23 protein-coding genes are annotated in these 26,288 nt (G+C 72.0%); 17 read left to right on the top strand and 6 right to left on the bottom strand.

The annotated features are described in order from the left end of the window. The first annotated feature begins 83 nt into the window (after nt 1-83). Nucleotides 84-1,583 (top strand): aminotransferase class III-fold pyridoxal phosphate-dependent enzyme, encoded by a 1,500-nt coding sequence (locus GPA04_RS15685; RefSeq protein ID WP_156225135.1) that lies wholly within the window; start codon nt 84-86, stop codon nt 1,581-1,583. Between the two features lie 258 nt (nt 1,584-1,841). Here GPA04_RS15685 and hrpA read toward each other — a convergent pair whose 3' ends face one another. Further along, nucleotides 1,842-5,909 (bottom strand): ATP-dependent RNA helicase HrpA, encoded by a 4,068-nt coding sequence (gene hrpA / locus GPA04_RS15680; protein WP_156225134.1) that lies wholly within the window; start codon nt 5,907-5,909, stop codon nt 1,842-1,844. Between the two features lie 59 nt (nt 5,910-5,968). On the opposite strand from hrpA, the gene GPA04_RS15675 reads away from it, so the two are divergent. The 14 genes from GPA04_RS15675 to GPA04_RS15610 all read left to right on the top strand — a co-directional run bounded on the left by GPA04_RS15675 (nt 5,969) and on the right by GPA04_RS15610 (nt 19,141). Next, nucleotides 5,969-6,943, top strand: a complete 975-nt coding sequence (locus GPA04_RS15675; RefSeq protein ID WP_156225133.1) for an endonuclease/exonuclease/phosphatase family protein — start codon at nt 5,969-5,971, stop codon at nt 6,941-6,943. A 35-nt stretch (nt 6,944-6,978) separates the two neighbouring features. Further along, nucleotides 6,979-7,305 carry a ribosomal protein L7/L12 gene (locus GPA04_RS15670; protein WP_156225132.1) on the top strand — a complete coding sequence of 109 codons (327 nt, stop codon included), beginning with the start codon at nt 6,979-6,981 and terminating at the stop codon, nt 7,303-7,305. A 36-nt stretch (nt 7,306-7,341) separates the two neighbouring features. Next, entirely contained in the window at nt 7,342-7,713 is a 372-nt protein-coding gene (locus GPA04_RS15665; RefSeq protein ID WP_156225131.1) for a DUF5655 domain-containing protein, read from the top strand. Nucleotides 7,714-8,090: 377 nt separating this feature from the next. Further along, on the top strand, nt 8,091-8,867 hold the full coding sequence (locus GPA04_RS15660; protein ID WP_156225130.1) for a hypothetical protein: 777 nt from the start codon (nt 8,091-8,093) through the stop codon (nt 8,865-8,867). A 91-nt stretch (nt 8,868-8,958) separates the two neighbouring features. Further along, nucleotides 8,959-10,152 (top strand): ATP-binding protein, encoded by a 1,194-nt coding sequence (locus GPA04_RS15655; protein ID WP_156225129.1) that lies wholly within the window; start codon nt 8,959-8,961, stop codon nt 10,150-10,152. 82 nt (nt 10,153-10,234) lie between these two features. Then, nucleotides 10,235-11,263, top strand: a complete 1,029-nt coding sequence (locus GPA04_RS15650) for a LacI family DNA-binding transcriptional regulator (protein ID WP_241680841.1) — start codon at nt 10,235-10,237, stop codon at nt 11,261-11,263. Continuing rightward, a complete protein-coding gene (locus GPA04_RS15645) occupies nt 11,260-12,477 on the top strand; it encodes a Gfo/Idh/MocA family protein (protein ID WP_156225127.1) in 1,218 nt (405 codons plus the stop codon). The genes GPA04_RS15650 and GPA04_RS15645 overlap by 4 nt, the downstream gene beginning before the upstream one ends. 111 nt (nt 12,478-12,588) lie before the next feature. Beyond that, nucleotides 12,589-13,431, top strand: coding sequence for an alpha/beta fold hydrolase (locus GPA04_RS15640; protein ID WP_156225126.1), 843 nt, complete (start codon nt 12,589-12,591; stop codon nt 13,429-13,431). Nucleotides 13,432-13,462: 31 nt separating this feature from the next. After that, nucleotides 13,463-14,038, top strand: a complete 576-nt coding sequence (locus GPA04_RS15635) for a TetR/AcrR family transcriptional regulator (protein ID WP_156225125.1) — start codon at nt 13,463-13,465, stop codon at nt 14,036-14,038. A 130-nt stretch (nt 14,039-14,168) separates the two neighbouring features. Continuing rightward, complete coding sequence (locus tag GPA04_RS15630; RefSeq protein WP_156225124.1) at nt 14,169-15,236, top strand: LLM class flavin-dependent oxidoreductase; 1,068 nt, start codon at nt 14,169-14,171, stop codon at nt 15,234-15,236. Then, the gene (locus GPA04_RS15625) at nt 15,233-15,907 is read left to right on the top strand and encodes an NADPH-dependent F420 reductase (protein WP_156225123.1); all 675 of its coding nucleotides are present in this window, start codon (nt 15,233-15,235) and stop codon (nt 15,905-15,907) included. The genes GPA04_RS15630 and GPA04_RS15625 overlap by 4 nt, the downstream gene beginning before the upstream one ends. Nucleotides 15,908-16,000: 93 nt before the next feature. Continuing rightward, nucleotides 16,001-16,417: a GNAT family N-acetyltransferase gene (locus tag GPA04_RS15620; RefSeq protein WP_241680840.1), complete on the top strand. Its 417-nt coding sequence runs from the start codon at nt 16,001-16,003 to the stop codon at nt 16,415-16,417. A gap of 22 nt (nt 16,418-16,439) precedes the next feature. Further along, nucleotides 16,440-17,768: a glutaminase gene (locus tag GPA04_RS15615; protein ID WP_156225122.1), complete on the top strand. Its 1,329-nt coding sequence runs from the start codon at nt 16,440-16,442 to the stop codon at nt 17,766-17,768. Continuing rightward, complete coding sequence (locus tag GPA04_RS15610) at nt 17,765-19,141, top strand: DUF2252 domain-containing protein (protein WP_156225121.1); 1,377 nt, start codon at nt 17,765-17,767, stop codon at nt 19,139-19,141. The genes GPA04_RS15615 and GPA04_RS15610 overlap by 4 nt, the downstream gene beginning before the upstream one ends. 31 nt (nt 19,142-19,172) lie before the next feature. On the opposite strand, the gene GPA04_RS15605 is transcribed toward GPA04_RS15610, so the two are convergent. Together GPA04_RS15605 and GPA04_RS15600 are read right to left on the bottom strand one after the other, a co-directional pair. Further along, on the bottom strand, nt 19,173-20,105 hold the full coding sequence (locus tag GPA04_RS15605; RefSeq protein WP_156225120.1) for a zinc-binding dehydrogenase: 933 nt from the start codon (nt 20,103-20,105) through the stop codon (nt 19,173-19,175). Between the two features lie 92 nt (nt 20,106-20,197). Further along, nucleotides 20,198-22,045, bottom strand: a complete 1,848-nt coding sequence (locus tag GPA04_RS15600; RefSeq protein WP_156225119.1) for a carboxylesterase/lipase family protein — start codon at nt 22,043-22,045, stop codon at nt 20,198-20,200. Between the two features lie 304 nt (nt 22,046-22,349). Here GPA04_RS15600 and GPA04_RS15595 point away from each other — a divergent pair, with 304 nt between their 5' ends. Then, nucleotides 22,350-22,811, top strand: coding sequence for a carboxymuconolactone decarboxylase family protein (locus tag GPA04_RS15595; RefSeq protein ID WP_156225118.1), 462 nt, complete (start codon nt 22,350-22,352; stop codon nt 22,809-22,811). Next, complete coding sequence (locus tag GPA04_RS15590) at nt 22,808-23,803, top strand: pirin family protein (RefSeq protein ID WP_156225117.1); 996 nt, start codon at nt 22,808-22,810, stop codon at nt 23,801-23,803. The genes GPA04_RS15595 and GPA04_RS15590 overlap by 4 nt, the downstream gene beginning before the upstream one ends. A 13-nt stretch (nt 23,804-23,816) precedes the next feature. On the opposite strand, the gene GPA04_RS15585 is transcribed toward GPA04_RS15590, so the two are convergent. Genes GPA04_RS15585 through GPA04_RS15575 form a run of 3 tightly spaced genes read right to left on the bottom strand, consistent with a single transcriptional unit; the run spans nt 23,817 to nt 26,248 of the window. Beyond that, entirely contained in the window at nt 23,817-24,605 is a 789-nt protein-coding gene (locus tag GPA04_RS15585; protein WP_156225116.1) for an SDR family NAD(P)-dependent oxidoreductase, read from the bottom strand. Between the two features lie 15 nt (nt 24,606-24,620). Continuing rightward, nucleotides 24,621-25,874, bottom strand: coding sequence for a type III PLP-dependent enzyme domain-containing protein (locus tag GPA04_RS15580; protein WP_156225115.1), 1,254 nt, complete (start codon nt 25,872-25,874; stop codon nt 24,621-24,623). Then, nucleotides 25,871-26,248, bottom strand: coding sequence for a RidA family protein (locus GPA04_RS15575; RefSeq protein ID WP_156225114.1), 378 nt, complete (start codon nt 26,246-26,248; stop codon nt 25,871-25,873). The genes GPA04_RS15580 and GPA04_RS15575 overlap by 4 nt, the downstream gene beginning before the upstream one ends. Between the last annotated feature and the right edge of the window lie 40 nt (nt 26,249-26,288).

The following is a 26,288-nucleotide window of genomic DNA, read 5'->3' as shown; positions in this document are numbered from 1 at the left end:
TTCTCGGCGGATCGCCGAACTCGGGCGCGAAGTTGCGCACTTCGACCATGCTAATCGCCGACGCCGTCCCGCATCATGGACACATGCGCACTCTGACCGACAAGCTCGCGCCGCTCCGCGCCCACCGGGGTGCGCGGCGCACCCGTGGTCTCGACGACGCGACCCTGGTGCGCTTCGCCGGCACGCATCCCGAGCTGGTCGCCGCCGTGGACGCTGCGGTCCTGGAGCACGAGGACGTCCGGAGCGCCTTCCCCGACCTGCTCGATCTCGACGAGGACGACCAGGTCGCCGCCGTGCAGGCCGGGTACGTCAACTTCTACCCCCAGGACGGCGTCAACCCCTACGTCGCGCTCGCGGCGCGCGGACCGTGGATCGTCACGCTCAACGGCGCCGTGCTCTACGACACCGGCGGCTACGGGATGCTCGGCTTCGGCCACGCACCGCAGGCCGTCCTCGACGCGATGGCCAAGCCGCAGGCGATGGCCAACATCATGACGGCGAGCCTGTCCCAGCTCCGTGCGGAGCGCGCGCTGCGGTCGGAGATCGGGCACACGCGGGACGCGTGCCCGTACGCGAGCTTCATGTGCCTGAACTCCGGGTCGGAGTCGGTGTCGCTGGCGGCCCGGATCGCCGACACCCACACCAAGACCATGACCGACCCCGGCGGTAGGTACGCCGGACGCACCGTCAAGCGCGTGGTCGTCAAGGGCAGCTTCCACGGCCGCACCGAGAAGCCCGCGCTGCTCTCCGACTCCAGCCGCGCGACCTACACCGAGATGCTGGCGAGCTTCCGCGGCGAGGACTCGGTGATCGCCGTCGAGCCCTACGACGTCACCGAGCTGGCCCAGGTCTTCGCCGCGGCCGAGCGCAACGACTGGTTCATCGAGGCGATGTTCCTCGAACCCGTCATGGGGGAGGGCGACCCCGGCCGCAGCGTGCCGGTGGAGTTCTACGCCCTCGCGCGCGAGCTCACCGCGGCGCACGGCTCGCTGCTGCTGGTCGACTCGATCCAGGCCGGCCTGCGTGCGACCGGAACCCTCTCGATCGTCGACTACCCAGGCTTCGACGGCCTCGCCGCACCGGACATGGAGACCTATTCCAAGGCGCTCAACGCCGGTCAGTACCCGTTGTCGGTGCTCGCCGTGACCGAGCGAGCGGCGGCGATCTACCGCCGCGGCACGTACGGCAACACCATGACGGCCAACCCGCGCGCGCTCGACGTCGCCACCGCGGTGCTGGGCCTGCTCACCCCCGAGATCCGCGAGAACATCCGGACCCAGGGGCGCTACGCCGTCGAGCGCCTCGAGAAGCTGAAGGCCGAGCTCGGCGGCCTGATCACCCAGGTCCAGGGCACCGGCCTGCTGTTCTCGTGCGAGCTGGACCCGCAGCTCAAGGGCTACGGCGCCGGCTCCACCGAGGAGTGGCTGCGCGAGCACGGCCTCGGCGTGATCCACGGCGGCGAGAACTCGCTCCGCTTCACGCCGCGCTTCGAGGCCGACGAGGCGGAGATCGACCTGATCGTCTCCCTCGTCGGGCGCGCGGTCCTCGAGGGTCCCCGCCAGGCGGCGGTCGACGCGGCGTAGGGCGAGCCTCGCGTCCCAGCCCGCCGCCGACCAGGGGCTTCTGCCCAGCCGGCCGCCGACCAGGGGCTTCTGCCCGGTGTCCGCCGCCGACCAGGGGCTTCTGCCCAGTGTCCGCCGCCGACCAGGGGCTTCTGCCCGCTATCGGCGTTCTGACGGCTCAGAAGCACCTGTTCGCAGGGCTTCTGGGCAGGGTAGCGGCGGTCGACGTCGCAGGGGCAGGCCCGGTCGTTCGCGTCCTCCCGACAACCCCGTCAGCGATCATGCCTCCGCGAGCGCCTTGCGGATCCGCTTCTCGCTGACGGTCACAGCGGTGCCGAGCTGTTGCGCGAACAGGCTGACCCGCAGCTCCTCGATGAGCCAGCGCACGCGCGCGAGGGCGGTACGGCGCGCCGGCGGTCCGTGCTCGGCCGCCGTGGTCGCCGCCCACCAGGCGTCGGTGAGCTCGCGGATCTGCCAGGCGAGCTGCGCGTCGCGTCCGGGGTTGGCCTCGGCCTTGCCGATGCGGACCACGTCACCCTTCAGGTAACGGGGCAGGTGCGCGAGCTGGTCTGCCGGGGTGCGTGAGATGAAGCCGTCGCCGACGAGGGAGGCCTGGTGCGCCCGGACGTCCTCCAGCGTGGCGAGCAGGGCCATCGACGTCGCTCGCCGCACCTCGGCGTCGACCTCGCGGGAGGCGGTCAGCGTGGCGGCAGCCTGCCGCGAGACCTGCAGGACGGTGTCCTCGAACCGCCCACGCAGCTCCGTCGCCAACGCCTCCACCTCGCGGCGGCCGCGGATCGCCCCCAGGTCGCGTTCCGCCGTCAGCAGGGAAGCGGCCGCGAGCTGGATGTCGGCGACCAGCGCCTCGGTGCTGCGGTACGGGCTGGCCGCCAGCGCGAGGGTCTCCGCCGTCGACCAGCGGCTGGTGACCCGACCGACCGGCAGCGCGAGCGCGTCGGTGACCAGCCGCAGCACCCCGCGGTGATGCTGGTCGGCCTGCTCCTCCGCGGTCGCGAGCACCCGGATGGTGACGGCGCCGCCGTCGACCACGAGGGCGGGGTACCCGACGACGTCGTGTCCCTGGGAGCGGCCGCCGACCGAGGGCTCGACCACCCAGTCGCCGGTCAACGCCTTCGGGGCGGAGTCGGCGGCGCGTGCGCCCGACCCACCCGGCTCGGCCGGTTGCTGAGCCTTCCGGACAGCCGCGCGCACGGCCTGCTGGACAGCCTCGCCCGAGTGCCGCGCCAGCTGCCGCTGCAGTGCGGCGAGGTCCTTGCCCTCGCCCAGCACCGCGCCACGCTCACCGTGGACGCGGAACGTCATGCGTAGATGAGCCGGGAGCTTGGTCGGGTCCCACGCCTCGGCGGGGATCTCGACGTCGCGCAGCCGCCGCGCGGCATCGCTGAACGCCTCGGCGTACGACGGCGCCCCGTCCGGTGCCGGTGCCACGCTCGCCCAGGCGGGCAGCCGGGTCTGGATCGAGGCGGCGACGTCCGGCGCCGGCACGAGCTGCACCCGGACAGGCTTGGGGAACGCCCGGATGGTCGCGACCGCGAGCTCCTCCGCCAGGCCGGGGACGAGCCAGTCGAAGCCGGCGGGGCGCAGCCGCGGCAGCACCGCGATCGGCACGTGCACGGTGACGCCGTCGGCGTCGTCCCCCGGCGCGAACTGGTAGGTGAGCGGCAGCTCCAGGTCGCCCTGCCGCCAGGTGTCCGGGAACAGGCTGGAATCTGCAGCCGCCCCGGCGTCCGGGACCAGGTCCGCGATCGTGAGCGTCAGCAGGTCGGGTGTCTCGTGCCGCGCCTGCTTCCACCACGCGTCGAAGGCGCGTGCCCCGGTGACCGAGGCGGGCAGCCGCGCGTCGTAGAACGCGACCAGCGTCTCGTCGTCGACCATCAGGTCCCGACGGCGGGAGCGCGCCTCGAGCTCCTCCGCCTCGGCGCGCACCGCCTCGTTGTCCTTGACGAAGCGGTGGTGCGTGCGCCAGTCGCCCTCCACGAGGGCGTGCCGGATGAAGAGCTCGCGGGCGTCGGCCGGGTCGACCCGCGCGTACGGGACCGCGCGGTCGGCGATGATCGGGATCCCGTAGAGCAGCACCTTTTCCTTGACCATGGCCGCGCCCTGCTTGCCGGACCAGTGCGGCTCGGAGTAGGTGCGCTTGATCAGGTGCTCGGCGAGCGGCTCGACCCACTCGGGCTGGATCCGCGCGACCGTGCGGGCGAACAGGCGGGAGGTCTCCACCAGCTCGGCCGCCATCACCCACGCGGGCGGCTTCTTCGCCAGCCCGCTGCCCGGGAACACCACGAATCGGGTGCCGCGCGCCCCGAGGTAGTCGCGCTTGCGCTCGTCGTAGGCGCCGATGTGGGACAGCAGCCCGGCCAGCACCGCCTGGTGCACGCGGTCGGGGTCGGTGGCCCCGCGGTCGGGCGGGTTGACGTGCATGCCGAGCGGCTTCGCGAGCTGGCGCAGCTGGCTGTGCACGTCCTGCCACTCACGCACCCGCAGGTAGTGGAGGAACTCGGACTTGCACAGCCGGCGGAACGCGCTGCCGGAGAGCTCGTTCTGCTGCTCGCGCAGGTAGTCCCACAGCTTGAGCAGGCTCAGGAAGTCGGAGGTGGGGTCGGCGAAGCGGCGGTGCTTCTCGTCGGCCTGCTGCTGGGCGTCGGCGGGACGCTCGCGCACGTCCTGCACGCTCAGCGCCGCCACGATCACCATCACCTCGCGCACGCAGCCGAGCCGCTCGGCCTCCACGAGCATGCGGCCCAGCCGGGGGTCGATCGGGAGCTGAGCAAGCTGGCGCCCGACGTCGGTCAGCCGGTTCCCCGACGCGTCGCCGCCGCGCCGTGCCGCAGCCGTGACGTCCAACGCGTTCAGCTCGGTGAGCAGCTGCATGCCGTCCCGGATGGCGCGCGAGTCCGGCGCGTCCACGAACGGGAACGCGGCCACGTCGCCCAGACCCAGGGCCGTCATCTGCAAAATCACGCTCGCGAGCGAGGTGCGCAGGATCTCGGGCTCGGTGAACTCCGGCCGCGACTCGAAGTCACGCGCGGAGTACAGACGGATGCAGATCCCGTCGGCCACGCGGCCGCAGCGGCCCGCCCGTTGGTTCGCGCTCGCCTGCGAGACGGCCTCGATCGGCAGCCGCTGCACCTTGGTCCGGTTGGAGTAGCGCGAGATGCGCGCGGTCCCGGGATCGACCACGTACCGGATGCCCGGCACGGTCAGCGAGGTCTCGGCCACGTTGGTCGCCAGCACGATCCGCCGGGTCGAGTGCGACTCGAACACCCGGTGCTGCTCGGCCGCCGACAGCCGCGCGTACAAGGGCAGCACCTCGACGGCGCCGGGCACCGTGCTGCGTTCACCCGGCCGGGCGTAGCGCCCGCCGAGGTGCTCGGCGATCGCCTCGGTGGCGTCCTTGATCTCCCGCTCGCCGGAGCAGAACACGAGGATGTCGCCCGGCCCTTGCGCCATCAGCTCGTCGCACGCCTGCACGATGCCGGTCGCCTGGTCGATCGCCTCCTCGCGGCGGGGCGGCGGGGAGGACTCCTCGTCCTCGTCCTCGCCGACGTCGGGGACCAGCGGGCGGTACCGGATCTCGACCGGGTAGGTGCGGCCGGTGACCTCGATGACCGGCGCGGGTGCCTGCTCGGTACCGAAGTGCTCGGCGAACCGCGCGGAGTCGATCGTCGCGGAGGTGATGACGACCTTGAGGTCGGGGCGCCGGGGGAGCAGCCGCCGCAGATAGCCGAGGATGAAGTCGATGTTGAGCGAGCGCTCGTGCGCCTCGTCGACGATGATCACCTGGTAGCGGCGCAGCAGCGGGTCGCGCTGGATCTCGGCGAGCAGGATGCCGTCGGTCATCAGCTTGACGAGGGTGGTCTCGCTGACGTGATCGGTGAAGCGCACCTGGTAGCCGACCGCCGAGCCCATCGTCACGCTCAGCTCGTCGGCGATCCGCTCGGCGACCGTGCGCGCCGCGATGCGGCGCGGTTGTGTGTGCCCGATCGAGCCCTCGACGCCGTAGCCCAGCTCCAGGCAGATCTTCGGGATCTGGGTGGTCTTGCCCGAGCCGGTCTCGCCGGCGACGATGACGACCTGGTGGTCGCGGATCGCCGCCGCGATGTCGTCCCGGCGCGCCGAGACCGGCAGCTGCTCGGGGTAGGTGATCGTCGGCACCGCCGCGCGCCGCTTCGCCAGCAGCTCCTCCGACGGCGCGACCCAGCCATCCCGGCGGGGCCCGCTCGGGCGCCGAGACCCGCTCCGCCGTCGTCGACCCCGACCACGCGATGCGGGGTCGCCGGACCCGCGGCCGGGCTCGGCCTGCGGCGTCGGGGTGTTGGCGGTCACGACCCACCATTGTCCCCGAGCCGTCCAGCCCGAATTCACGCGGGTGCGAGGCTAGGCGCGTGAAGGTGCTCGGATGGGTCGTCACCGCCGCGGTCGTGGTGGTCGGGGTGCTGACCCTGGACCCCGCGATCGTGGGGTTGTCCACGGTGACGCCGGTGCTGCAGGGCATCGCGCTGCGCGGGCTGCTGGCGGTCGGGGCGCTCGCGCTCGGTGTGACCACCGTGCTGGTCTCGCTGCTGCTGCGCAGGACCGAGGGCAGAGGGCGGCGGCTGCTCGTCGTCGGGCTGGCCGCGCTCGTGGTGGGCGTCGGCCACATCGGGGTGGTGCTCGAGCGCGGGACGGCGCCGGGCACGGCGTTCGGTGTGGCGCCCGACGGCGCGATCGACGTGCTCACGGTCAACACCCTCGGCGGTGCCGGAGGACTCGACGGGCTGAGCGCCCTGATCGACGAGCTGGCCCCCGACGTCGTCGCGCTGCAGGAGACGCCGGCCGAGGACGCGGAGCGGATCGCGGCGCAGGTGGGCCCGGCCTACCAGGTGTTCACGGCGACGACCGGCCCGCAGCCGGTGCAGGCGACGGCGCTGCTCGTCTCGACCGATCTCGGTGCGTACCGGCAGACCGACGCCCCGGCCACGACGTTCGGCGGGGTCTGGGCCAGGCCGGTCGAGGGCGTGGGTCCCGAGCTGTTGTCCGTCCACCCGGTGCCGCCGGTCCCGGGCGACGTGCCCACGTGGCGGTCCGAGCTGGCAGCGCTCACCGGGCTGTGCGCGCGGGTCGAGGGCGTGGTGCTGGCAGGCGACTTCAACGCGACCGTCGACCACGCACCGCTGCGGGACTCGACGTGCCTGGACGGTGCGGTCGGCACCGGGGGTCACGGCACCTGGCCGAGCACCCGCTCGCCGCTGCTCGGCACCCCGATCGACCACGTGCTGATGGACCCCGACGTCTGGCAGCCGATCGCCTCGCGGGTGCTCGAGGCTCCGGACGGCGGCGACCACCGCGCGGTGCTGGTGCGGATCGCACCGGCCGGCTAGGCCGGGCCGCCCTATCCGTGGGGTAGGAATGGGCCATGGTGTGGACCTCTGACAGCGGTAGCTCCCAGCCCGACGAGCGCGAGCGCATCGCCGCGCTCGAGGCCACCGTGGCCGACCTGCAACGCCGGTTGACGGCGCTCGAGGAGGCGGGGGGCGGCGCGGGGGCAACCGCCCCCTACGGCGCGCAGCAGCCGGCTGACGCGGTGGACCCCTGGTCGGTGGCGCCGTGGCCGCAGATCGTGCAGCTGATCCAGGCGGGGCAGAAGATCGAAGCCATCAAGGTCTATCGCCAGTACTTCAGCGTCGGCCTCAAGGAGGCCAAGGACGCCGTCGAGGAGGTCGAGCGCCGCATCGGCGGATGACCCACGGGCCTTCCTCTCGCCTGGCAGCATCGGTGCATGGGCGAGAGGGCGTGGACCGTGGCGGACCACCTCGACGGCAAGCCGGAGCAGAGCGTCGCGATGTTCCACCGCTTCGTCGAGCTGGTGGCAGCCTGCGGCCCGTACGAGGTCTCTCCGAGCAAGACCACTGTCACGTTCAAGGGGACCCGCCGTGGCTTCGCCGGCGCGCGCCCCACACCGCAGGGTCTGCACGTCTATCTCGACCTGATGCGCCCGCTCGAGAGCCCGCGGGTCCGCAACGTCAGCCCGTACACGTCACGCCTGTTCGTCCACCAGCTCACCCTGACCTCCCTCGACGACCTCGACGAGGAGCTGGCCGGGTGGATCGCGGAGGCGTACGCCGTGGGCGGCGGCGCTCACCTGCAGTAGCTGCGATCGGGGGCTATAGCCCTCTCTTGCGCGTGGCTTAGACGGATGGATATGACGGCATCGTCGCCCGACCCCCAGAGTTGGGTGCGTGTCCTGTTGCAGTTCGGCCCCGCTACTCGCTACGTTGTGCCGCCGCAGCGAAGCGGCCCGGCACTGCCGGTCAAGCGCTCGACGTCGAGCGCCCGTCGGAGGGGCATCACGTGTCCAAGAACATCGAGATCTCAGACCAGGACGCCAGTCGTCGCCATCTGCTTCGTGCCGGTGCCGTGGCAGGAGTGGTCGCCGCTGGCGCGATAGCGTCCGCGCCGGCGGCGGACGCCGCCCCCGGGCAGGCCGTTCTGCAGGGCCGTACCAACAACGCAGCATCGACGTCGACCGTGATCACCAGTTCCGGGGCGCAGCCGACCTTGGTGGGCCGCAACACGGGTTCGGGGGCCGCTGCCTCGTTCCAGTCGACGACGAGCAACGGGTTTGCCGGTGGGACGAAGGCGCCGGACCGGTACGGGCTGTCGGCCTCCAACACCGCCACCGCGCCGGGCAACGGTGCAGCAGTGGCAGCGTCGGGCAACCGCAACGCCGGCGTCATCGTCAACACGGCGAACGCTGACAAGTACGCGATCCGCGCCGCCAACTTGTCCACCCAGCTGGGGTCCGCCGGCGCCGTCCTGGCCGACGGCGGTACCGGGGTGGGCCTCGTCGCGTCGACCGATGCCGACGACGTGCCCGCGATCGCGTCGTCCGGGGCACTGGTCGCCCTCGGTCCCGTGATCGTCGCCGATCCGAGCGGGCTCATCTCGTTCGTCGCGGGCGTCGTTCCCGTCTTCGGGGCGTCGAGCGCCGGGTCGCCGACCGTTCAGTTCTCGGGCAACGCCACGTTGACAGCCGGTGGTGCCTCCTTCGCCTTGGATCCTGACACCGCCGACGCGCTGGACTTGTCCGCCGCGTCTGTCGTGGTGACGCCCAACAGCGGCCCGATGCCGAACCTCTGGGCCACGGTGTCCGAGAGCGGCCAGCTGACGATCACGGGCGGGACGGCCGACGGTGTCGTCAGCTACCTGGTCACCGCGCCGACGCTCATGGAGGTCGCCGCTCGACGAGCGGCCCCCGACTATCCCGCGCTGGTCGACCGCGCTCGTGAGGCCCGCAGCGTCTGATCAGGTTCGAACGGTGGGGCCGAGGCGACACGGCGGCCCCACCGTCGGGCGAGTCTGCCGTTTCCGCTAGAGAGTCCGATACGGTCCGATCGTGGACCCGATCAGGAACCCGTACGCCCCCGGCGCGGGGCAGCGCCCGCCCGAGCTCGCCGGCCGCGACGCCGAGCTGGACGCCTTCGACGTCGTGCTCGAGCGCGTCGCCCGGGGAAGACCCGAGCGCTCGATCGTGCTGACGGGGCTGCGCGGTGTCGGCAAGACCGTGCTGCTCAACGCGCTGCGGTCCGCGGCCGTGCGGGCGCGGTGGGGGACCGGCAAGCTGGAGGCGCGCCCCGACCAGTCGTTGCGGCGCCCGCTGTCGGCCGCGCTGCACACCGCGGTCCGTGAGCTCGGCCGTCCGGGAGACTCCGACGCGGTCCTGGGCACCATCAAGGCGTTCGCCCTGCGAGCCGCACCTCCGAAGGCGAACCTGCGCGACCGGTGGAACCCGGGCATCGACGTCCCCGCCACGACCGGGCGTGCCGACTCGGGCGACATCGAGATCGACCTCGTCGAGCTGCTCACCGACGTCGGCGGGCTGGCCGCGGACGCTGGCTCCGGCGTCGCGATCTTCATCGACGAGATGCAGGACCTGGAGCCCGAGGACATCTCGGCGCTCTGCGCCGCCTGCCACGAGATCTCGCAGTCGGGGCTGCCGCTGATCGTCGTCGGTGCCGGGCTGCCGCACCTGCCGGCGGTGCTCTCGGCGTCGAAGTCCTACAGCGAGCGGCTGTTCCGCTACACCCGTATCGACCGGCTCGACCGGGCTGCCGCCGACCTCGCGCTCAGCGTGCCGGCCTCGGAGGAAGGGGCGGGGTTCGACGACGACGCGCTCGCGGCCCTCTACGAGCTCACCGCCGGCTATCCCTACTTCGTGCAGGCGTACGGCAAGGTGGCGTGGGACGTCGCCCCGCGCTCGCCGATCAGCGCCGACGACGTCCGTGTCGGCGCTCCCGAGGCCGAGGCCGAGCTGGCGGTCGGGTTCTTCGGCTCCCGCTACGAGCGCGCGACCCCGGCCGAGCGGGAGTACCTCCGCGCGATGGCCGACGTCGCCGCCGAGGGCGACGGAGACGGTGACGTGGAAGCGGTGCCGACCGCCGCCGTCGCCAAGCTGCTCGACCGGACCCCGCAGTCGCTCTCGCCCGCGCGCGACGCGCTGCTCAAGAAGGGCCTGATCTACTCCGGCGAGCGCGGCAAGATCGCGTTCACCGTGCCGCACTTCGGGAGGTACCTGCGGGGGAGTGCGTGATCTCGGCCGTCCACCCCGTCACGGAGGTCAGCTCGGCGACGGCGATGGGCGTGCTAGCTCCAGCGCTGACAGGATGACCGGCATGGAACCTGTTCCGCCGGGCGGTGCGCGACGCCGCGTCACCCGCGCGGACGTGGCACGCCTGGCCGGTGTCAGCACGGCAGCCGTGAGCTACGCGCTCAACGACGCGTCCACGAAGGTCTCGGACGCCACCCGGGCGCGGGTGCTCGACGCGGCGGCGACCCTCGGCTACCAGCCCAACCAGGCCGCGCGGGCGCTCAAGCTCGGCAGCACGGCGCAGCTCGGCCTGGTGGTCCCGGGGGTGCTCAACCGGTTCTTCGCCGAGATCACCGACCGTGCCGAGCTGGCGGCGGCGGCGCGCGGGCTCGCCCTCGTGGTCACCAGCGCTCGCCAGGGTGTCGCCGTCGCGGTGCAGCAGCTCGCCGCACGGCAGGTGGACGGCGTGCTGCTCGCCGTGCGCGTGGAGCCGGACGACCTGGCCCCGTTGCGGGCATCCGGCATCCCGGTCGGCACCCTGACCACCAGGCTCGACGGCGTCGCGAGCGTCGACTCCGACCGTTACCAGGGCGGGCGGCTGGCGGTCGAGCACCTCGTGGGGCACGGGCACCGGCGGATCGGGTTCGTGGGACCGGCGTTCGAGGGACGGCGCCGCCGCGCGTGGGAGGACGTGCTCGCCGAGGCCGGCTGCCCGCCCGGCCCGCTGCTGCCGACCGACTTCAGCCGCGAGCAGGGCTACCGCGCGGGGCGGGCGCTCGCGGAGATGCGCGACCGGCCGACCGCGGTGTTCATCAGCTCCGACGAGCAGTCGATCGGCGTGCTGCTGGCGCTCCACGAGGCCGGCGTGCGGGTGCCGGACGACATCGCCATCGTCTCCTTCGACGGCTCGCAGGAGGCCGCGTACTGCTGGCCGCCGCTGACCACCGTGGCGCAGCCGCTCGAGGCGATGGTGGGCCTGGCGGTCGACCGGATGCTCAACGCGGAACCAGGGTTCGCCGAGCTCGCGACCACGCTGGTGATCCGGCGCAGCTGCGGATGCTCGCCACGAGGTGACACGAGTAACCACGGAGATCTAGTAGGGTTTCCGTCATGAAGATCGGTGTCATCGGAACAGGTCAGTTCGCGCGCAGCTTCATCTCCTTGTGGCAGCTCCACCCCGACGTCGAGGCGGTGTACGTCTGCGACCTCGTGCCGGAGCGGGCCGCTGAGCACGTGGAGAAGTACGGGCTGGCGGGCTCGTTCGCCACGGCCGAGGAGCTGTTGGCCTCCGACGTCGACTCCGTCGCCGTCATGACCCAGCGCTGGACCCACGGCGAGATGGTGCTGAAGGCCCTCAAGGCCGGCAAGAACGTCTACTCGTCGGTGCCGATGGCGATGACCGCCGAGGAGATCACCGAGATCGTCCGCACGGTCGAGGAGACCGGGCTCATCTACATGATGGGCGAGACCAGCTACTACAACCCGGCCGTGGTGTGGGCGCGGAAGAAGGTGGCCGCCGGCGAGCTCGGCCGCGTCTTCTACTCCGAGGGCGACTACGTGCACGACATGGACAACGGCTTCTACGCCGCCTACCGCTACAGCGGCGGCGAGAGCTGGAAGTCCACCGCCAGCTACCCCCCGATGCTCTACCCCACGCACGCGATCGGCGGCGTGCTGGGCGCCCTGCCCACCTACGCCACGAGCGTGAGCTGCATCGGCATCGAGGACGACCGGGGTGACGGCGTCTTCGACGCCGAGGTCTCGGCGTGGGGCAACACGTTCTCGAACATGAGCGCCCTCTTCCAGCTGGCCGACGGCGGAGCGATGCGCACCAACGAGTTCCGTCGCGTGGGGTACTGGAAGGGTCACGAGTCGCGCTTCCGCTTCTACGGCACCGAGGCCGTCATGGAGCAGACCGGCGAGGGCGCCACGCTGAGCGTCAAGACCGAGGGAGAGGACTACGCCAAGGGTGCGACCCTCGACATCAGCGACCTCTTCTACACCAAGGCGGGACAGCTGCCCGAGGAGTTCGGCGACGTCGACCCGGCCCTGATGCAGAGCTTCTCCTCCGGGCTGGCCAAGGTCCACGACAAGTCGCGGCTGCCGAAGGAGTTCGACGGCGCCCACAACGGTCACGAGGGCGCGCACCACTTCCTCGCCGACGACTTCGTCCGCGCCGTCACCACAGGCACCCAGCCCCCGGTCAACGCCTGGAAGGCTGCGCGCTTCACGCTTCCCGGCGTGATCGCCTACGAGTCCGCCAAGCAGGGCGGGGTCCGCCTCGACATCCCTGACCTCGGCGACGGGCCGGCCGACCCGGGCTGGTGAGCTCGAGCTCCTCCTGCGGAATATCTCCGCGCGGAGAACGTTCGTTCTCTACGTAGGGCAGCGACGTCGGAGGACCTTCGTTCTCAGCGCTGGCCGCAGATGGGAACGATCATGGGCCACATCACCGTCGGCGAGGAGAACTCCACCCCCGTCGAGCTCTACTACGACGACCACGGCGCCGGTCAGCCGGTCGTGCTCGTCCACGGCTACCCGCTCGACGGCAACAGCTGGGAGCTGCAGTCGCGCGAGCTGATCGCTGCCGGCTATCGGGTGATCACCTACGACCGCCGCGGCTTCGGCCGCTCCTCGAAGGTCGGGGTCGGATACGACTACGACACGTTCGCAGCCGATCTGAGCGCGCTGCTCGAGACCCTCGACCTGCGCGACGTGATCCTGGTCGGGTTCTCGATGGGCACCGGCGAGCTGGCGCGCTACGTGCGCTCCTACGGCTCGGACCGCGTGGCCAAGCTGGCGTTCCTCGCCTCGCTCGAGCCGTTCCTCGTGCAGCGCGACGACAACCCCCAGGGCGTCCCGCAGGAGGTGTTCGACGGTATCGCCGACGCCGCGCGCGCCGATCGCTACGCCTGGTTCACGCAGTTCTACCAGGACTTCTACAACCTCGACGAGACCCTCGGCGAGCGCATCAGCGAGGAGGTCGTGCGCGCCAGCTGGATCACCGCCGTCGGGAGCGCTCCGGTCGCCGCCTACGCGGTCGTCCCGTCATGGATCGAGGACTTCCGCCCGGACGTCGACGCGGTCCGCGAGGCCGGCCTGCCCACGCTGATCCTGCACGGCACGGCGGACAGCATCCTGCCGATCGACGCCACGGCGCGGCGCTTCCGCGAGCTGGTGCCGGCGGCGGAGTACGTCGAGATCGACGGCGCACCGCACGGCCTGCTCTGGACGCACGCCGCCGAGGTGAACGAGGCGCTGCTCCGCTTCGTCCGGTCCTGACCGGTTGCGCAGCCGCGGGTACGGTGAGGCGATGACCGACAAGGACGTGCGCACCCGGGTCGTGGAGGCAGCCGACCGGCTGTTCTACGGCCACGGGATCGGCCGGGTCGGGATGGACGCGGTGCGCGACGCGGCGGGTGCCTCGCTCAAGGCGATCTACCGGGAGTTCCCCTCCAAGGAGGATCTCGTGATCGCGGTGCTGGAGCACCGACACCAGCTCTGGACGTCGGGCCTGGAGAGCGCCATGGCCGGGATCGCGGAGCCGCGCGAGCGTCTCCTCGCCGTCTACGACTATCTCGCCGACTGGTTCGACGAGGACGACTTCCGCGGCTGCGGCTTCATCAACGCGTTCGCCGAGCTCGGTGCCGACAGCACTCGGGTCGCGGAGGCGGTGCGCGACCACAAGGCGTCCTTCCAGCGGTACGTGGACGCCCTCGTCGGCGAGATCGGAGCACCGACCTCGCTCGGCCCGCAGCTGGCCATCCTCGCCGAGGGCGCGCAGACCTCCGCGGCGATCTCCGGGGCTCCCGATGCGGCGCTGTCCGCGCGGGCCGCGGCCGAGGTGCTGATCGACGTCGCGATGGCTGGGCGCACCGACCACCGCTGACCGGCCCGACCGACCCCGCTCCCGTGGTTCGCAGGGGAGCACACACCTTCCACGGCACGACAGCGGTGACGGCACCTGCCGAACCGCTGTCGTCGCCGACCCCAGCCTGGCTCGAGAGGAGCCGCACGACATGGATGTTTCCCAGATCGAGTTCGGTATCGACAGCTTCGGCGACCTGCCCCGTGACGATCGAGGTGAGATCGTCTCGCACGCGCAGGCGATCCGCGCGACCGTGACCGAGGCGGTGCTGGCCGACCAGATCGGCGTCGACGTGATCGCGCTCGGCGAGCACCACCGGCCGGAGTTCGCGATCTCCACCCCGGAGACGGTGCTGGCCGGCATCGCGACCGCGACCGAGCGCATCCGGCTCGCCTCGGGCGTGACCGTGCTGTCCTCGGACGACCCGGTGCGCGTGTTCCAACGCTTCGCCACCGTCGACGCGCTCTCGGACGGACGCGCCGAGGTGATCCTCGGACGAGGCTCGTTCACCGAGTCTTTCCCGCTGTTCGGTTACGACCTGAAGGACTACGACGTGCTGTTCGAGGAGAAGATCGACCTCTTCCACCGGTTGCTCGAGGAGGGTCCGGTCACCTGGGAGGGCACCACCCGCGCCGCCCTGCACGAGACGGACGTGTACCCGAAGACCGACTCGGGGCGGCTGCGCACCTGGGTGGGCGTCGGCGGGTCGCCGCAGTCGGTGATCCGTACCGCCCGCTACGGATTCGGGCTCATGCTCGCCATCATCGGCGGTGCACCCGACCGGTTCGCACCGTACGTCGAGCTGTACCGGCGCGCGAGCGAGCAGCTCGGCACGACGGCGCAACCGGTCGGCATGCACTCACCCGGATTCATCGCCGCCACCGACGACGAGGCTCGGGCGACGTTCTACCCCGGCTACAAGGTGATCCGTGACCGGATCGGGGCGCAGCGCGGCTGGCCGCCGCTCCGCCCGGAGGAGTTCGAGGCCGAGGTGGAGCACGGTTCGCTGTACGTGGGATCGGTCTCGACCGTCGCGGCGAAGATCGCCCACGCGATCCGGACGCTGGGGGCAGGCCGGTTCGACATGATCTACTCGGCCGCCGGGGCGGTCTCCGCCACGGCGCGGCTGCGCTCGATCGAGCTCTACGGCACGCAGGTCATCCCTCGGGTCCGGGAGCTGCTCGCCGAGCAGCCCACCCTGGCGGCGGTCGGCCGATGACGACGATCGGGATCCTGGGCGCGGGCAAGCTCGGCACCGTCCTGGCGCGGATGGCGGTCGCGGCCGGCTACCGCGTGCTGGTCTCGGGCTCGGGTGATCCCGCCCGGATCGCCCTGACCACCGAGGTGCTCACGCCGGGCGCGACCGCGGTGCGGCCCGCCGAGGCCGCCGAGGCAGCGGACGTGGTCATCCTCGCGCTGCCGCTCAGCCGGTACCGCGAGCTGCCGGCTCCGCAGCTGCGGGGAAAGATCGTGGTGGATGCGATGAACCACTGGTGGGAGGTCGACGGCCCACGCGAGAGGCTCGTCCCTCCCGAGGTCTCCTCGAGCGAGCTCGTGCAGCAGCACCTGGAGGGGGCGCGCGTGGTGAAGGCGTTCAACCACATGGGCTATCACGATCTCGAGGACGTGGCGCGCCCCGACGGCGGCCGGGGACGCAAGGCGATCGCCGTCGCCGGTGACGAGCCCGCGGATGTCGCAGTCGTCTCGGAGCTGATCGAGGTGCTGGGGCTCGAGCCGGTCGTGATCGGCGGTCTCGCCGCGGGCCGTCGGCTCGAGCCCGGGACGCCCGCCTTCGGCGCGAACGTCGACGCCGACCGGCTTCGTCTGCTGACCATCGACGCGGTCACGCCGGACGGCGCCGTGCGCGCCACCTCAGGGGGCCCGGCTTGACCGTGTGCCGAGAACACGGTGTCCACTGACGCGAAGCGATATCCGACAGCGTCACCGGATCGAGGCGACGCACGAGCACCTGGAGTGCATCTCATGATCGATGACGACGCCAGCCGCCTGGCTGACGCGCTGACCGACAACCGCGGCGCGAGTGTGACGGTGGCCGTCGAGGCCGCCGACCCGGTCGGCGCCTACACGGTCGCCGTCGACGGCGGAGCTCCGGTCGGCCGGGCCGAGTACGTCGACCCGCCGGGGGCCGAGGGCGAGCGGATCTTCTTCCACACCGAGGTGCAGTCGGCCTTCGGTGGCCGGGGGTTGGCGAAGCTGCTGGTGGAGGAGGCGCTCGCGGACAGCATCCGGCTAGGACAGGTGGTCGTGCCGCTGTGCCCGTTGTTCGCCCGTCACCTCGAGCGGCACGGCGCCGAGTTCGTCGCCGCAGGGGGTGTGTTCCGGACGTCCACGCGCGAGGACATCGTCCTGGTCGGCCGCCTCACCCGACACCGTTCCTGACCTCACCGGCGGAGGACAGCTCGTGCGGTCAGTGATCCCGGACTACCTGGACGAGGTGCTCGCCGACGTCCGCGCGGACGTCTCCGGTGAGACGGCGGGCTACATCCCCGAGCTCGCCGCGGCGGATCCCCACCGGCTGGCCGCGGTCTTCGCGACGGTCGACGGCGAGGTCTACGGCTCCGGGGATGTCGATGTCGAGCTCACGATCCAGTCGATCTCGAAACCGTTCACGTACGCCCTGGCCCTCGCGGATCGCGGTGTCGACCCGGTGCTCGCGAAAGTGGGCGTCGAGCCGTCGGGCGAGGCGTTCAACCAGATCTCGCTCGAGCGCGGGACCGGGCGACCGCTCAACCCCATGATCAACGCCGGGGCGATCACCACCCACGCGCTGGCCGGCCCGGAGCACCTGGATGCCGCCGAGCGGGTGGAACGCGTGCTCGCGGGGCTGTCGGCGTTCGCGGGTCGTCGTCTCAGGGTCGACGAGGTGGTGCACGCCTCGGAGATGACGCACGCGCACCGCAACCTCGCGATCGCGCACATGCTCCGCAGCCACGGCATCATCACGGAAGACCCCGTGGACGTCGTCGATGGCTACACGCGGCAGTGCTCGGTGCTCGTGACCGCGCGGGACCTGGCGATGATGGCGGCCACGCTGGCCAATCGCGGCGTGAATCCGCTCACGAACGAGCAGGTCGTCGACCACGCCGTGGTGCGTCAGGTGCTGAGCGTCATGGCCACCTGCGGGATGTACGACGCGGCGGGCGACTGGGCCACCCACGTCGGGATACCGGCGAAGAGCGGGGTGGCCGGCGGGTTGATCGGAGCGCTGCCCGGCCAGCTGGGCATCGCGACCTTCTCGCCTCGGCTGGACGTGCACGGGAACAGCGTGCGCGGCGTGTCCCTGTTCGAGCGGTTCACCTCCGACATGGGACTGCACGTGATGGAGGTCCCGCCCACGACGCGTGCGGTCGTGCGGTGCGCCAAGGTCCGCGGCGTCGGCGATGACGCGACCTGGGTGCTGCGGCTGCAGGGTGGGATCCGCTTCGCCGGCGCCGAGCGGGTCGTTCGCGAGGTGCTCGAGACCGCCCCCGTGGAGCCCCGGGTGGTGCTCGACGTCTCGCTGGTCCACTCGATCGACGACGTGGCGCGACGCATGCTCCTCGAGGTCGCGCGTCGGCTGACGCTCGACGGTCACGAGGTCTACCTCGTGGACCCGGAGGCGATCATCCCGGAGCCCGACCCCGGCGACGGCGGTCGGCTCACCGTCGTCGACGAGCTCGAGCAGGTCGTCGGGTCGCGTCACGGCGCGGCCGAGCACCGGGGCGCGTCCACCTCCGCGAGGAACGCATGAGCACCGAACGGCTGCCACGAGTGCGCGCGTCGGAGAACGTCAGCGCGGACGCCCAGGCAGGTCGAGATGCTCGTCGTCGGGCGCCGCGGCGCGGTTCGGCGTGGGACCCCCGCACCCGGAGCGCGCGAGCCGTCGACCGCCTGCGCGCGCAGGAGGCCGTTCGCGACCCCCAGCTGTTGCCGCTGAGATACGCGCGCATGGCGTCCTCGTCATGGGCCTACCTGCGGGGCGCGGCCGCCGTCATGGCCGCCGACCTCGCTTCCGCGCCGCACTCGGGTCTGACCGTGCAGATGTGCGGCGACGCGCACGTCCTCAACTTCGGGTTCTGGGCCTCGCCCGAGCGGCGCCTGCTCTTCGACGCGAGAGACTTCGACGAGACCCTCCCGGGGCCCTTCGAGTGGGACCTGAAGCGGTTGGTGACGAGCGTCAACGTGCTGGCCGACGCGGAGCGACTCGGCGCCGCGTGCGCCGAGGATGCCGCGAGCGCCGTGCTCGAGGGCTATCGCAGCGCGATGCGCCGGTACGCCCGCATGGGGGAGCTGGACGTCTGGTACGACCAGATCACCGCCGACGTGCCCCTGCGGGGGCTGAGCTCGGAGTTCGCCGAAGCCACCGCTCGCGCGATCGAGAAGCAGTCGAGGAAGCGGACCCATCACGGTGCGGCGCGGCAGCTCGTCAGCGAGGAGAACGGGCGACGCCGGATCACCTTGGACCCGATGAAGCGGGTCGACGAGGGTGTGAGCGACGAGCAGAAGGTCCGGGCCTACGAGCAGGTCTTCGACACGTATCTCGCCTCCATCCCGGCCCATCTGCGTCGACTCGTCGACAGGTTCACCCGCATCGACTCGGTCCGGCAGATCGTCGGCGTCGGGAGCGTCGGCATGCGGGTGTGGCTGCACCTCCTCGAGGGTGACAGCGGGCACCAGCCGCTGTTCTCGCAGGTGAAGCAGGCGACCGCATCGGTGTACGAGGAGTTCCTCGGTCCCAGCGAGTTCTCGCACCACGGGGAACGCGTGGTGGTCGGGCAACGCCTGATGCAGACAGCGAGCGACATCTTCCTCGGCCACATGCGCGTCGACGGCTTCGACTACTACGTCCGGCAGTTCCGCGACATGAAGGTCATCGCGAACGGCAAGCAGGTCTCCGGGTACCTGCCCCAGTTCGCGGCGGCGTGCGGTCACGCACTGGCGAAGTCGCATGCGCGCAGCGGTGACCCCCAGGCGATCGCCGCCTACATCGGCAAGGGCCACGCCTTCGCTGACGGCATCCTCCGGTCCGGCCGCGCCTACGCCCAGCAGACCCTCACTGATCACGCCGAGCTGCGCACCTCGATCGCGGGCGGCGAGATCACCGCTGCTGAACGAGCGTGGTGAGCGACGACTCAGGTAACCCGTCGCCCGGCCGTCAGAGCGGTGGCGAAGCGCTCTGGTCCACGCGGAAGACGACCCGACCTGATCGACGCGGAGCCCCGGCGTCGATCCAGGTCGCGAGCTCGGTCCAGGGCCGAACCTCGATCTCGCCGACCTCCAGGTCGGGGAGCGCGGCCAGGTAGCCCATCTCGGAGTCCAGGTCGGGCTCCGACCCCAGGAAGAAGCTCGTGATGGAGCGATCCGCCGTCGTGGGGTCGGCGACGAAGGCTCCGTACCGGAAGATCTCGTCCGCACCGGCGGCATGTCCGAGCGCGATGACCGTTCCTCCCGGCTGGAGCAGCGCGTAGGCGTCCACGAGGTGCTCGCCACCGATCATGTCGATCGCGCCGTGCACGCGCGACGTCACGGTGGCCAGCGTGGTGTGGACCTCGCTCGCACCGAGCTGACGCAGAGCCTCGTGCTGCGCGTGGTCCCGTGCGATCGCGATGACACGTGCGCCCGATCGGGCGGCGAGCTGCACGGCCATGCTGCCGACCGCGCTGGTCGCACCCACGACCAGCACGCGCCGCCCGAGGACCGAGCCGAGGCGCCGCAACGCCCGCAGGGCGCTGGTTGCGGGAACCGGCAGCACCGCGAGCCGTTCCCACGGGGCATCGGCGGGGGCCGTGGCGGTCATCGTGTGCGGTACCGCACGACGCTGCGCCCAGCCGCCGGCGAGCCCGAGGAACAGGACGCGTTCGCCCGCCTCCGGCCCGTGACCGTCGGCGGCCGGGGCCAGCACGACACCACTTCCGTCCCACCCGGGCACCGCGCCGGCGGGAGAAGCCGCCAAGCCTTCGAGGTCCCCAGGGTTGGGGGCGAACGCCTCGACGCGCACCAACGCCTCGTGGGGGAGCGGGGCGGGCTCGGGGAGCTCGCGAAGGCTCAGTCCGCCTGACGCGCCAGGCGCCGTCGACCATCCCAGCATGTGCTTCCTTCCCTATTCTGGTTGTCGTGCACGAGCGTGCGCGCCGCCGCTGACGACATCGGAGGCGCGCAGGCCGGTACGACCGTAAACGGTCACGGGATCGGGCCTTCGTAGGCCATCCAGAAGTCGATGGCGTCGGCACGCGGGCGCGGTCTCGTCTCGCCGCCGGTAGCGAGGAACTCCATGACCTGGTCGGGTGCGCTCTCGATGGTCGGCCAGAGCGGCAGGCCCGATCCGTTCGGGTCTCCGGTGACCGCGAACGCCACCCAGTACCCGCTCATCTGGTCACGCAGGCGGTAGTCGGCCTCGGTGTAGGCCGCGTCGCTGTCGGCCCCGAGGTTGTCGTAGGCGTAGGCGACCTCGGCGCCGTGGTAGGCGCCGTACATCTCGAGCCCGGCCTCGGGCGGGGTGTGCGAGAAGAAGTACAGGTAGGCGTCGGCGTCTCCGGACTGTGTCTGCAGGTGTGCCCACCGGAACATCGCGCGGGTCATGACCCTGTCCGTCTGGGCCTGCAGCGAGGACGTCAGTGCCTGGTCCGCCGTATCGCCGGGATAGAGCTCCAGGAACCGGTCGGCCAGCTCTCCGTAGGTCTCCTGAGCCGACGACCGGTACTCCTCGACATCCAGGTCCGGGGGGAGCGCGAGCGCGAGCGAGGCCTCGTCGGCGTTGCTGCCGACGAGGATCGGCACGTCGTGCTGGTCCCCGGCGGCGTAGATCTCCGCGGGCAGGGTGGGCAGGACGTGGCCGTCGATGGCAGGCCGCCAGTGCGAGGCGAGCCCGCCCGAGGCCTCGAGGATGCGTTCGACGGGCATGACACGCATCTCCTCGATCGTGGCGCCCCCGAGCTCCTCGCTCAGCCGGCGGCCGGCGTCCTCCGCCGCCTCGCGGGTGTCGAACTGGTCACCGTCCTCGGTGTCACCGGTCGTGCCCATGCACGCGCCGCTGCCCGCGATGATGCCGTCGAGCAGACCGGCGGCGAGCGGCGTCGCACCCAGGATGCAGACGCTCTCACCGCCCGCTGACTCGCCCGCGATCGTCACCCGGTCGGGGTCGCCGCCGAAGGACGCGATGTTGTCCCGTACCCACCTCAGCGCGGCGATCTGATCGAGGATCCCGTAGTTCCCCGACGCCGCATGGTCGGACTCCTCCGCCAGCTCGGGATGGGTGAGGAACCCGAGCACACCGAGCCGGTAGTTGAGGGTGACCGTGACGACGTCGCCCCGAGAGGCGAGCGCCTCGCCGTCGTACAGGGGCAGCGCGCCCGACCCCGTGGCGAAGCCCCCACCGGGGATGTACACGAGCACAGGAAGAGCGTCGGAGTGCGGGGCCGTGCTCCGCCAGATGTTGAGCGTGAGACTGTCCTCGCTCACCTGGTAGGGGTTGAGCAACGTCTCCTCGAGGGGCACGGCCACGAGCCGGGAGAGAGCCCGGCTGGCGAAGGTGGACCTCGCCTGGACCGGCACCGCCGAGAACCGGTCGGCGACGAACACCCCCTCGCGCGCCTCGAGCGGCTCGGGTGCGCGCCACCGCAGGTCTCCGACCGGCGGCTCGGCGTACGGGATGCCCGCGAAGATCTCCACGGTGCGGGCGTCGTTGAGAACACCCCGCACGGGACCCTCCTGCGTGGCGACCTGGCCCGTGGGCGCGGGATCGCTGCCGCCCGCCGGTCGCGTGCCTGCGGGCGGATAGGCGACCACGGCCGTCGTGCAGACCAGGGCCGTGCCCAGCAGCCACGCCCCGGCCCGCAGCAACGCCCGCCGCCCCTGCAGCCTGTGCACGCCCACAGCGAGACCCGCGAGCAGCACCAGGACCAGCGCCCACCCCCACCACGGGCCCCGGTTGAGCCAGACGAGCGTGAGCGCGGCGGTGGTCGTCAGCAGCAGCAGGACCCCCTGGACCAGCGGCCGGACGAGCCGTCGAGAGCCTCGACGTGCAGGCATGGTCCGTGGTCCGCCGTCCGAGCGTCCCTGCATGATCGTCACGCCTCGCTCCTGCCCTCGGTGGTCTGTCCGGCGGGCATCACCTGGTCGGCCACGTCCCGCCGGCACCGAGTCAACGGCCTGTTCCCGGAACAGGGTCAAGCCTCGTGGCGCGATGGTCGACGCGACCTGCGGCAGAGCTTGACCGTGTGCTGGGAACACGGTCTTTCATGGAGCCATGGATTCCTCGTCGACGCTCGTGCGTGACCCCGGGCCCGCGCCCCGAAGCGTGCCTGCAAAGGGCGGTCGCGAGCGGCGTCCGTTCATGGACAAGGTCATGCCGGAGGTCTGGCAGGCGCTGCTCACGGTCTCCACGGAGCTCCGGGCGGCCGCCACGCAACGAGGGCTGTCGGTGCAGGAGTCCGAGCTCATCAAGGTGCGTGCGTCGCAGCTCAACGGCTGCGCCTTCTGCCTGGACCTGCACGGTCGTGAGGCGCGACGGATCGGGGTCCGGCAGCAGCAGCTCGACATGCTGCCGGCCTGGCGGGAGACCACGCTGTTCGACCAGCGCGAGCGAGCGGTGCTCGCGGTCGCCGAGGCGGCCACCGTGCTCCCGCTCAGCGAGGGGTCCGCTGCCGATCTGTCGGCGGCACGATCGGTGCTCGGTGAGGAGGCCTTCGTGGCGGCCGAGTGGGTCGCGGTCGCGATCAACGCGTTCAACCGGCTCTCGATCCTGAGCGGACATCCGGTGCGGCCGCGGGACATCGAGGGGAGACTGCTCCGGTGACGAACCTCGACCGGCGGCCGGACCTGGAAGTGCTGGAGCCCGGGCAGCCGTGCACGGCCGTGCAGCACCTCGAGCCGCGTCTAGTCCCTCTCGGTGGCCCGCGCGACATGACGGTGCACCGCACGCTGCCGCAGCGGGCGAGGTCGCTGGTGGGCGCGTGGTGCTTCCTGGACCACTACGGTCCCGACGACGTCGCGGCCACCGGTGGGATGCAGGTCCCGCGGCACCCGCACACCGGTCTCGCCACGGTGTCCTGGCTGTTCAGCGGGCGCGTCGAGCACCTCGACTCCGGTGGCAACGCGGCCTCGGTCGTGCCGGGAGAGCTCAACCTCATGATCGCGGGTCGAGGCATCACCCACCAGGAGCTGAGCAACCCCCAGAGCAGCACCCTGCACGGCGTGCAGCTCTGGTACGCGCTGCCGGAGGCGACCCGCTTCGGCGACAACGCGTTCGTGCACCACGTCCCGGAGCAGGTGAGGCTCCCCGGGGTGGTCGCACGCGTCTTCATCGGCGAGCTCCTCGGCTCGTCATCCCCGGTCGACACCCGCACACCCGACCTGCTCGGAGCGGAGCTGGTGCTGGAGCCGGGCGCCTCGGTGCAGCTGGACGTGCGAGCCGACTTCGAGCACGCGGTGCTCGCCGAGAGCGACCAGGTCCTGGTGAACGCGGCCGTGGTCGAGCACCGGTCGCTCGCCTACGTGCCACCGGGGTCCGGGACGCTGATCATCGCAGCGAGCACCGCGCCCGTCCGCGTGATCCTGCTGGGAGGAGTCCCGCTGGGCGAGCAGATCGTGATGTGGTGGAACTTCGTGGGGCGCGACCACGACGAGATCGCCGAGTTCCGCCGCCGCTACCAGGCCGAGCTGGGGTTCGAGCCGGCCGACCCGAGGGACGCGGGCGCGCCCGACCTGTTCGGGACCTTCCCACCGGGCCAGCCGCGACCGCTGCCCGCGCCGCCGCTGCCGACCGTGAGGCTGCGGCCGCGCGAGTGACGTCTCGTCCCGGTCAGACCTCGCCGACCACGTCCTCGGCGAGCCGAGGGTTCCCGGCCGTCAGACCGCCGTCGATCATGATCGTGGTGCCGGTGATCCACGAGGCACGGTCGGACGCGAGGAAGTGGCTGAGCTCGGCGACGTCCTCGGGCGAGCCGAGTCGCCCGGTCGGGTACCAGCGCGTCAGTCGCTCGACGATGTCGGGGTCGCGCTCGATGCGCGCGTCCCAGGCGCCCGGGGTGAGCACGGTCCCGATCCCGAGCGCGACGGACCGGACGCCGTCGGGCCCGTACCGGACCGCGATGCTGCGCGTGAGCGACTCGACGCCCGCCTTGGCGGCGCTGTAGGCCTCGTTGCCCAGGTACTGGTGCGCGTTGACCGACGCCATCGTGAGAATGACGCCGGCGCCGGCTCGCCGCATGCCCGGGAGCACCGCGCGGCTGCACAGGTACGGGGCTCGGAGCCCGATCGCCACCTGCTCGTCCCAGCGCTCGGGCGTGGTCCCGATCAGGTCCTCGTCGTAGGCGTACGCGGCGTTGTTGACCAGCACGCCGACGGCGTCCCAACGGTCCTCGACGCGCCCCACCAGGTCCTCGACCGCGTTCTCGTCGGTGATGTCGAGCACCTCGGCCAACACGGGCGCCCCGTCGCCGAGACGCTCCGCGAGCGCCGTGAGGCGGTCACCGTCACGGTCGACGAGCACCAGCGCGGTGCCAGGCTCGCGGAAGCGGCGGGACAGGGCCTGCCCGATGCCGCCGGCCGCTCCGGTGATGAGGACCACCCGGTCCGGGGACTGGCTCATGTCGGACTCAGCTCCTCAGAAGGCCGTGCGGACGGCGCCGGTGACCGTGCCGTGCTCGTCGGTCAGGGCGATCGCGCGCCACTTGTCGATGGTGGTGCACGGGTGCGAGATGCCCAGCACGAGCGCGTCGCCGATCTGCGGGACGAGCCCCCCGGTCGCCGAGCCGTCGAGCGGCAGCGACAAGTAGGTGTGCTGGTCGTTGAACCCGGTGACGGCGACGCCCGGGTCGGGCGGCTGGCGCCGACCGTCGCGGACGACCGCGAGCACGGTCGGCATGCCGGCGTCGCTCGAGACGTCGCGGCGACCGGCGTCGGCGAGCGCGAGCCCGGGCTCGGGCGCCGAGATCACCCTCGCCCAGACCTCCATGGCCGCGAGCAGCCGCGGGCGCGAGGGGTCGGCGTCGTCGGTGTTGCGGGCGTAGACGCCGTGGTCGTGCACCAGGTAGCAGCCGGGCCGGATCACGGTGCGCATCCCCGCGATCCCCGCCAGCTCGTCGGCGACCAGGTCGTAGAACAGGCTGCCGCCCGCGCTCGCGATGCCGCCCTCGGGACGCTGCACCAGGGGCTGCACCGCCACGGCGAGATCGTGCAGCCTGCGCAGGTACCCGCGGACGGCGGCCACGCCCTCGAGGGTGCGGTCGCCCGCGATCACGCCCTCGTACCCCGCGACGCCGGCGAGCACCGTGCCGTCGGTGGCGGCGACCTGCTCGGCCAGCCGCACGGCGTCGGTGTGGCTGCGCACACCAGCCCGCCCACCGGGGTGGCCCAGGTCCACGAGCACGCCGACCGGCGGGGCGCCGTCGACACCGGTGACGACGTCGCGCAGCGTCTCGAGCCCGGCACGGGAGTCGACGAGCAGCAGCACCTCCAGGTCGGCGTCCGCGCGCATCCGCTCGGCCAGCCAGCGCAAACCCGGCCTGTCGAGAGACTCGTTCGCGATCAGCACCCGGCGGGCGCCGTGCTCGATCTGCACGCGCGCCTGCCAGGCGGTGGCCGCGGTCGTGGCCCACGCGCCCGCCTCGAGCTGCATCCGCATGAGCTCGGGCGACATCGTCGTCTTCACGTGCGGTGCCAGCTCGACGTCACGCTCGCGGCACCACGCCGACATGGCGTCGAGGTTGTGCCGCAGCTCGGCCTCACGCAGCACCGCGAACGGGGTGCTGACGTCGTCGGGGACCCGCAGCCCCAGCCCGGCGAGCCCGTGCGGCTCCCGGCCGTGGGCCGCCGACGGGAAGCCCTTGTGCTCCCAGCCGATCGTCCAGGTGGTCATGCCCGCTCGGCGGCGACGACGTCGATCTCGACGAGGATGTCCATGAGGTCGGAGCCCACCGTCGTCCGCACCGGGCGGTGGTCGCCGAACCGCGTGGCGTAGACGCCGTTGAAGGCGGCGAAGTCGCGCTTGAGGTGCTCGAGGTGCACGGTCACCTTGACCACGTCGCTCAGGTCGAGGCCGACGACGGCGAGGGCTCGCTCCACGTTGTCGAGCGTCGCCGCCGTCTGGGCCTCGACGCCCTCGGGGACCGCGCCGGTGGCCGGGTCCTGGGGGCCGAAGCCCGCGGTCCACACCAGCCCGTGCGCGGCGGCGACGTGCGAGTAGGGGCCGGCGGGTGCAGGCAGGTCGGGGCTGATCTGGGTGTTCGGCATGGTGCTCACCTCTCGGTCGGGGTCATCGGTCGGTCGTACG

Source organism: Pseudactinotalea suaedae (assembly GCF_009733815.1).
Lineage (GTDB): Bacteria > Actinomycetota > Actinomycetes > Actinomycetales > Beutenbergiaceae > Pseudactinotalea > Pseudactinotalea suaedae.
This window is presented reverse-complemented; position numbering and strand designations above follow the sequence as displayed.